At 43.5% G+C, this 5,948-nt stretch carries 4 protein-coding genes; 2 read left to right on the forward strand and 2 right to left on the reverse strand.

From position 1 onward, the window contains the following. Window positions 1–1,233 (reverse strand): peptidase domain-containing ABC transporter (locus H6S82_RS15095; RefSeq protein WP_191056371.1); only part of this gene is annotated, 1,233 nt, incomplete at its 3' end. A gap of 132 nt (window positions 1,234–1,365) precedes the next feature. Then, window positions 1,366–1,500 carry a hypothetical protein gene (locus tag H6S82_RS34050; protein ID WP_255512269.1) on the reverse strand — a complete coding sequence of 45 codons (135 nt, stop codon included), beginning with the start codon at window positions 1,498–1,500 and terminating at the stop codon, window positions 1,366–1,368. 274 nt (window positions 1,501–1,774) lie between these two features. Here H6S82_RS34050 and H6S82_RS15100 point away from each other — a divergent pair, with 274 nt between their 5' ends. Both H6S82_RS15100 and H6S82_RS15105 read left to right on the forward strand, forming a co-directional pair. Continuing rightward, on the forward strand, window positions 1,775–3,223 hold the full coding sequence (locus tag H6S82_RS15100; RefSeq protein ID WP_190468878.1) for an Lpg1974 family pore-forming outer membrane protein: 1,449 nt from the start codon (window positions 1,775–1,777) through the stop codon (window positions 3,221–3,223). A 91-nt stretch (window positions 3,224–3,314) separates the two neighbouring features. After that, window positions 3,315–4,817: an HlyD family efflux transporter periplasmic adaptor subunit gene (locus tag H6S82_RS15105; protein WP_190468875.1), complete on the forward strand. Its 1,503-nt coding sequence runs from the start codon at window positions 3,315–3,317 to the stop codon at window positions 4,815–4,817. Window positions 4,818–5,948 lie beyond the last annotated feature (1,131 nt).

Below are 5,948 nucleotides of genomic sequence, written 5' to 3' on the forward strand. Positions count from 1 at the left end.
TTGAATTACTAATCTACTGCCAAACCAAAGCAAGCCAATTACACCTAGACCGTAAATTAGTTCGGAAAAAGTTTTGTTGATAATCGCAATTTGAATAGTGCGGAAGCTGACGTTGGCTAAGCGACCGAAGCGGCTTTGCAATTCTGACCAAAATTGCGGGGCAGATGAGGTAGTTTTCAACGTCAGCGCTCCTTTGAATGTTTCGACTAAAACCCCTTGATTTTCCGCTTCCAGTACTAATAAGTTGCGAACTTTTTGTTGCAGGGTGGGAAGTAGAAACAACGGCGTTAGGATCGTCAACAGTGCAATTAAACAGCTACAGATTGCCAGTTTCCAGGAGTAAAATACCATGAATCCCAAGGAAACAAGCGCAATAAACAACTGACTGGGCAAACCGATAACTACTTGAGAAACTAGCTGATTAATTTGTTGAATATCTCGCAATCTACTGACAATTTCGCCGCTGCGACGCGATTCGTAGTAGTTGAGGGGTAAGCGCAGAATTTGTCGTCCGAATTGCAAAACTAAATTTAATTCCAGACGTTGTGCAAAGTGTGCGACGAGGTTAGATTGCACTAATCCCAAACAGCTGCCGATGAGGTTCATCGCTACAACTGCGATCGCTACACCCCCAAGCAGCTTGCGATCGCCCCTCACCAACACATCATCAGTTAAGATTTGGATTAAAAAAGGTAAAGCGATGGAAAGCAAACCCAAGACAAAGTTGATGAGCAGCGCTTCCGCCAAAATGCCTCGGTAAGCCCAAATCGGCTTGAAAAAACGCCCAAAACCACCTACCTTATCGTTAGGTTGCTCGGAAAACCGAACCGGATCTGGCTCTACTAAAAGCATCACCCAATCCGTCCAGCATTCCGTTAACTGCTTCTTGGAAAGGTACAAAACACCAACTGCGGGATCGGCAATTACATACTTTCTGCCCCGCTTACCGTACAAAACAACCCAGTGATACCCCTTCCAGTGAATAATTGCTGGCAGGGGTGCTTCTTTAATTCTGTCTAAAATTTCCGGTGAAGCTCTCACTGAGCGAGCATTGAAACCCAGTGCATCTGCACCCTGTTTTAACCCCAGCAATGTCGTCCCCAGTTGCCCAGTACCTACAGCTTCCCGGATGCGGTTAATCGCAAAGGTACGTCCGTATTTTTTAGCAATAGAAGCAATGCAGGCAGCTCCACAGTCTTCTTCATTATGCTGTAGAACATTTGGATATTGCATGGTGAAAATTGATATGCAAAAAGTAAGGCATCTGTATCTCCACAGATGCCTATTTAGCTAAGTTACCTGATTTCTCTTTATAGCGTTTAGTCCACAAATCTAAACGTTTTCGACTTAGCAGGCATCCTGTAATTATGAGCCGCGCTTACCAAGCTTGGTAACACTTTGACGGCTGTGAACACACTGTGCTTCGCATCCACCGTTGATAGAAGCAGCTTCTTTAGCTTCGATTTCGGTGAAGAGAGGTGCTTTCTTGTTCTCTTTCATTTTGTCTACCTTTGATTTTACTGACAGAACTACTGATCTTGCTTCAGCATTAATACTAATAGCTTGGCTCAATTAGTGTCAAGAGGTTTAATGCTTGTTTTTCTCGGAAAAGTAGGGCATATCCCTTTACCAGACCTTAATTCTGGCGCTTCCAGCTTAATCATAAAGAATCCTAAACCAACTAGATTTATGTTTGACAGCTTGTCAAAGACAAATTAACAACAAATGATTATAATAAACGGTTCTAACTAATAAGAATGTGAGGATTGAATAAATGGGTGTGTCACCGACGAGAAAATACCTATTCGGTATTCCAACAGCGCTAGCAGTTGCTAGCCTACTGAACGTCAACCCGGTTCTCGCTCAAACCGTGTCCGATCGAGGTTCTGGTATATTGCAAACGGAGCCTGAGAACGCACAGCCAATTCTGGCTGAGAGTTATTTGAATGATGATTCAACTGTTCCCATCCAACTCGAACAGCTACAAGCAGCCTTAATAGAAGCTGAAATTGAGCTTCTAGAATCCGAGAAATTTTCCTATAAAGCGGCAGATTTGTTGCCAGAGGGTAATAATACTGGCTCTATTTTTCCGACAAATCCTACCAATCCTACCTTGAGATCTCAAGCAATAGCGCAAAGCGAAACAACTCGATCGAATTCGATCGCACCACAGCGATGGTACGTGCAGGCGGAAGCGCTATTCCTCAATCGCACCATCCCGCGAGGTATCTTAACTTCAGAAGTTGTAGACCTGAGCGTCGCAGAAACAGGTTCTCCTGAGAGAGGAGGTACTTTACGTACTGACGATGTAGCTTTTGACTACGAGTTGGGAACTAGAATTACAGTAGGCTACAGTCGCGATCGCAAAGATAGTATCAGTTTTTCTTTCTTTGGTTTGCAAGAATACAGTTCATCAGCTACGCTTGTTTCTCCTGAGCCCGGTCTGCCCAGCGATGTTGTTGTGGAAGTACCGACCGACGATACGCCGATACTTGACCCTAGCGAGTCTCTGGGAGACAAAATTAACATTCTTAATCAAGAGCCGCCTCTAGGTCTAGGAAATGGTAGTTTCGCTATCAGTCAGGCTTTTCTTCTCAGTTACGAACACCAGCTCGATTACAGCGCTAACCTCTACAACTTTGAGGTTAATTATCACAAAGAAGTCGCTTCATCCAATAATTTTCGCCCCTCTTGGTTGGTGGGAGTGCGGTATATCAGCGCTCCAGAAAAATTTAACTTAGCGACATTTGGTGCGGCGGCTTTTCCGGAAGAAGGTCTGCGAGCTTATCCCACAGGAGATTACAACATCGAGACTAGAAATAACTTGTTTGGTTTTCAAATAGGAGGCAACGCCAATATTGGAGTAAGTCGTAACTTTAGTATAGGCTTGGGAGCGAAAGCAGGTGTGTTTGCCAACAATGGCGATCAGTCAAGTACTATTAGCGCCTACGATTTTGATACGGGAGAGTTATTAGAAAGAATTAAAGGAGTTAAAAGTGAATGGGGACTTTCTCCTGTTGTGGAGGGAAGTATCTCTGCTAACTGGCAGGTTACTCCCAACGTTAGCTTAACCGCTGGGTTTAATTTAGTGTATTTATATGGCTTGGCATTAGCTCCCAGACAGTTTAGGGATTTTGCTGAGTCCGGTGAATTTGGCAGGCTGGATATGAGTGGCGATACACTGTATTACGGCCCTTCAGTGGGAATAAGAGTTGTTTTTTGATCTGATATAGCAACTGCCAGAGTTAGGATGTTGTTAATTCCTGAAACTCTCGATCCGACGCCCGACACCCTAACCCCAACGCCCTAGCTATATGTTTAGCGATCGCAATCCCGAATTTCTTCGCCCAGTTACTAGCGATGAGTTTCTCCCTCCTATAGGCAGGTGGACAACGCTAGGGGGGCTGTTTTTGGTGGGAACTGTTGGCGCGGCTTTCGCTCTTGCTGCCGTTACTGAGTACAATGTGACCGTAAAGGCTCCCGCCACAGTTCGTCCTTCTGGAGAAGTGCGGATAGTTCAAGCAGCAACGGAAGGAACGGTCAAAAGCATTTCTGTGACAGAAAATATGGCGGTAAAAGAAGGAGATGCGATCGCTACTATCGACGACTCCCAAGTGCAAACTAAAAAAAGCCAACTGATCGGCAGTATTCAACAAAATCAACTGCAACTCGCTCAGATCGCCGCTCAACTAAACTCCCTGCAAAACCAGCTAGTAGCTGAAAGTAACGGTACGGAACGTACTATCGCTTCCGCACAAGCAGATTTAGAGCGCAACGAAAGGGAATATCGCGATCGTCAAATTACCACTGCCAGTGAAGTGCAACAAGCGGAAGCAAACTTAAAAATAGCCCAGGCAGAGTTGCAAAAAGCTCAAGAAGAATTGCAAAGAGAGCAGGCGAATTTGCTTTCAGCAGACGCTAATTTAAAAGGAGCAGAAGCCAACTTAAAATCTGCCATTTCCAGGCGCGATCGCTATAAGCCATTGGCAGAATCGGGAGCAATTTCTAAAGATAGGTTGGAGGAAAACGAACTAGCAGTTCAGCAGCAAGAACAAACTGTTGCGGGACAAAAAGCAGCCATTGAAGCGCAAAAAAAAGCGATTGAAGGACAAGCACAAACCGTTGAAAGACAAAAACAATCTGTGGAAGTAGCTGCTGCCAAATTGCAAGCAGTTAAAACTGCACTCAACCCTACTAAAGCACCAATTGCGATCGCCCAACAGCGAATTGCCCAAGAAAAAGCTAAAGGTGAAGCAACTTTAGCTACGTTGAAAAAAGAACGAGAAGCTTTGATTCAGCGCCGCATCGAAATCGAAAATCAAATTAATCGCGATCGCAAAGAAATCCAGCAAATCGAAACCGAACTGACAAAAAGCATTGTGCGTTCGCCAGCAGATGGCACAATTCTACAATTGTATCTGCGAAACGCCGGTCAAACTGTGCGATCGGGCGAAGCAATTGCCCAAATTTCTCCCAGTAATGCCCCGATTGTCATCAAAGCTCGCGTTGCGGCTGAAGATATTGCTAAAATCACTCTGGGTCAAAAGTCCCTGCTGCGAGTTTCTGCATACGCCTATACAGATTACGGCGTTTTGCAAGGAAAAGTGAGTGCGATCGCTCCCGATGCTATTACATCTCAAAACAATAATTCCCCCTACTACGAAGTCACTATTCAGCCAGAAAAAGCTTATTTGCTGAAGGGCGATATTCAGTATCCCGTACAACCAGGGATGGAAATTACAGCAGATATTATTTCTAGAGAAGAAACTGTCCTCACTTTTATTATGAGAAAGGCAAGATTGCTAACAGATTTGTAGTTTGGGTGATTGATATCATACTTTTGTTAGATTGGCGATCGCCCTTCTTTGGCAACAACCGCAACGTCCCTAAGCTATCTAAGCGCATTTGGTAATACCGCTTCTCAAAATCGCTGTGACGTGACGATTGCGATCGCTTTAGCTCATCTATTTGTATGTTTGTGCATAGCTTTACCCAACAACTTAGTCTGATAAGTCGAGTTTTGTTTTCCCACCCAACCGATAATCTTGCCTGATTTTATTTTTCAATTTCCTTGACGATCCAAACAGGCCAAAAAGCGGCTATCCAAAGTTTAGTCGATCCTTTGAACAAAAGCTTGTCATTAGATTGAAAAACACATTTGTCATTGCCTAATGAAGCAAAGTAACAAACTAACCCTGAAAAAAAGTAAGCAGTTGTTGAAGATGCTAATATTAATAGTGTCATTGTTCCAGTTTCTAAGTTGATAACTGAAGGCTAATCAACGCTTTTATTCAAGCAATGTTGTAGATGCACCCTGGATAGCAGCGTTCTTCTATCCGGAAGTTTAACTAGAAGTACTGTACTATCAGACACATCCCTCGTTTGCGATCGACCGATCGTAGCTGGGAAATTTTTCAGACTGCACAGCACTGGTAAAAAACTCCTCCAGAATATAGTGGTTATCCAATTACCGTTTTTACAGAACGTCAGAGCTAAGCAGTAATTTTTCTGACGCTCTTTGTATGTTTTTTCAGGCCACTGAATAACTATACCTTAAGATAGATGAAAAAAGTGAAAAACTTGTGAATTACAATTTTTTTTTAAAGAAGACTAAACTTAGAGATCGAGCAGTCAGCTTCGTAATCTGACAAGCTTTTACGATTGTATCAAAAGTGACCTTATCTCCGCTCAAGCGAACGTTTTCTACGATCTGCTTCAAAAGAGCGGCTCTTCCCTACTTAGTGTGCTAATTTAACTTAAATTTATCCTCAAGGCTTTGTCCCGTAAGGCTTTGAGATTATTTACATCCAAAGTTTGCCCTATCGCATTACAGTACAAGTGCGATCGCCTTGAAATCGCAGCCAGCTTGGGTTTAGGGTACCAAAAAACTAATGATTTGGCACACTAAGTACGGAAGAGCCGATAAGTCTTGCTGGTTATCATAACTA

This window comes from Planktothrix sp. FACHB-1355, from assembly GCF_014748295.1.
Classification (GTDB): Bacteria; Cyanobacteriota; Cyanobacteriia; order Cyanobacteriales; family Aerosakkonemataceae; genus Aerosakkonema; species Aerosakkonema funiforme_A.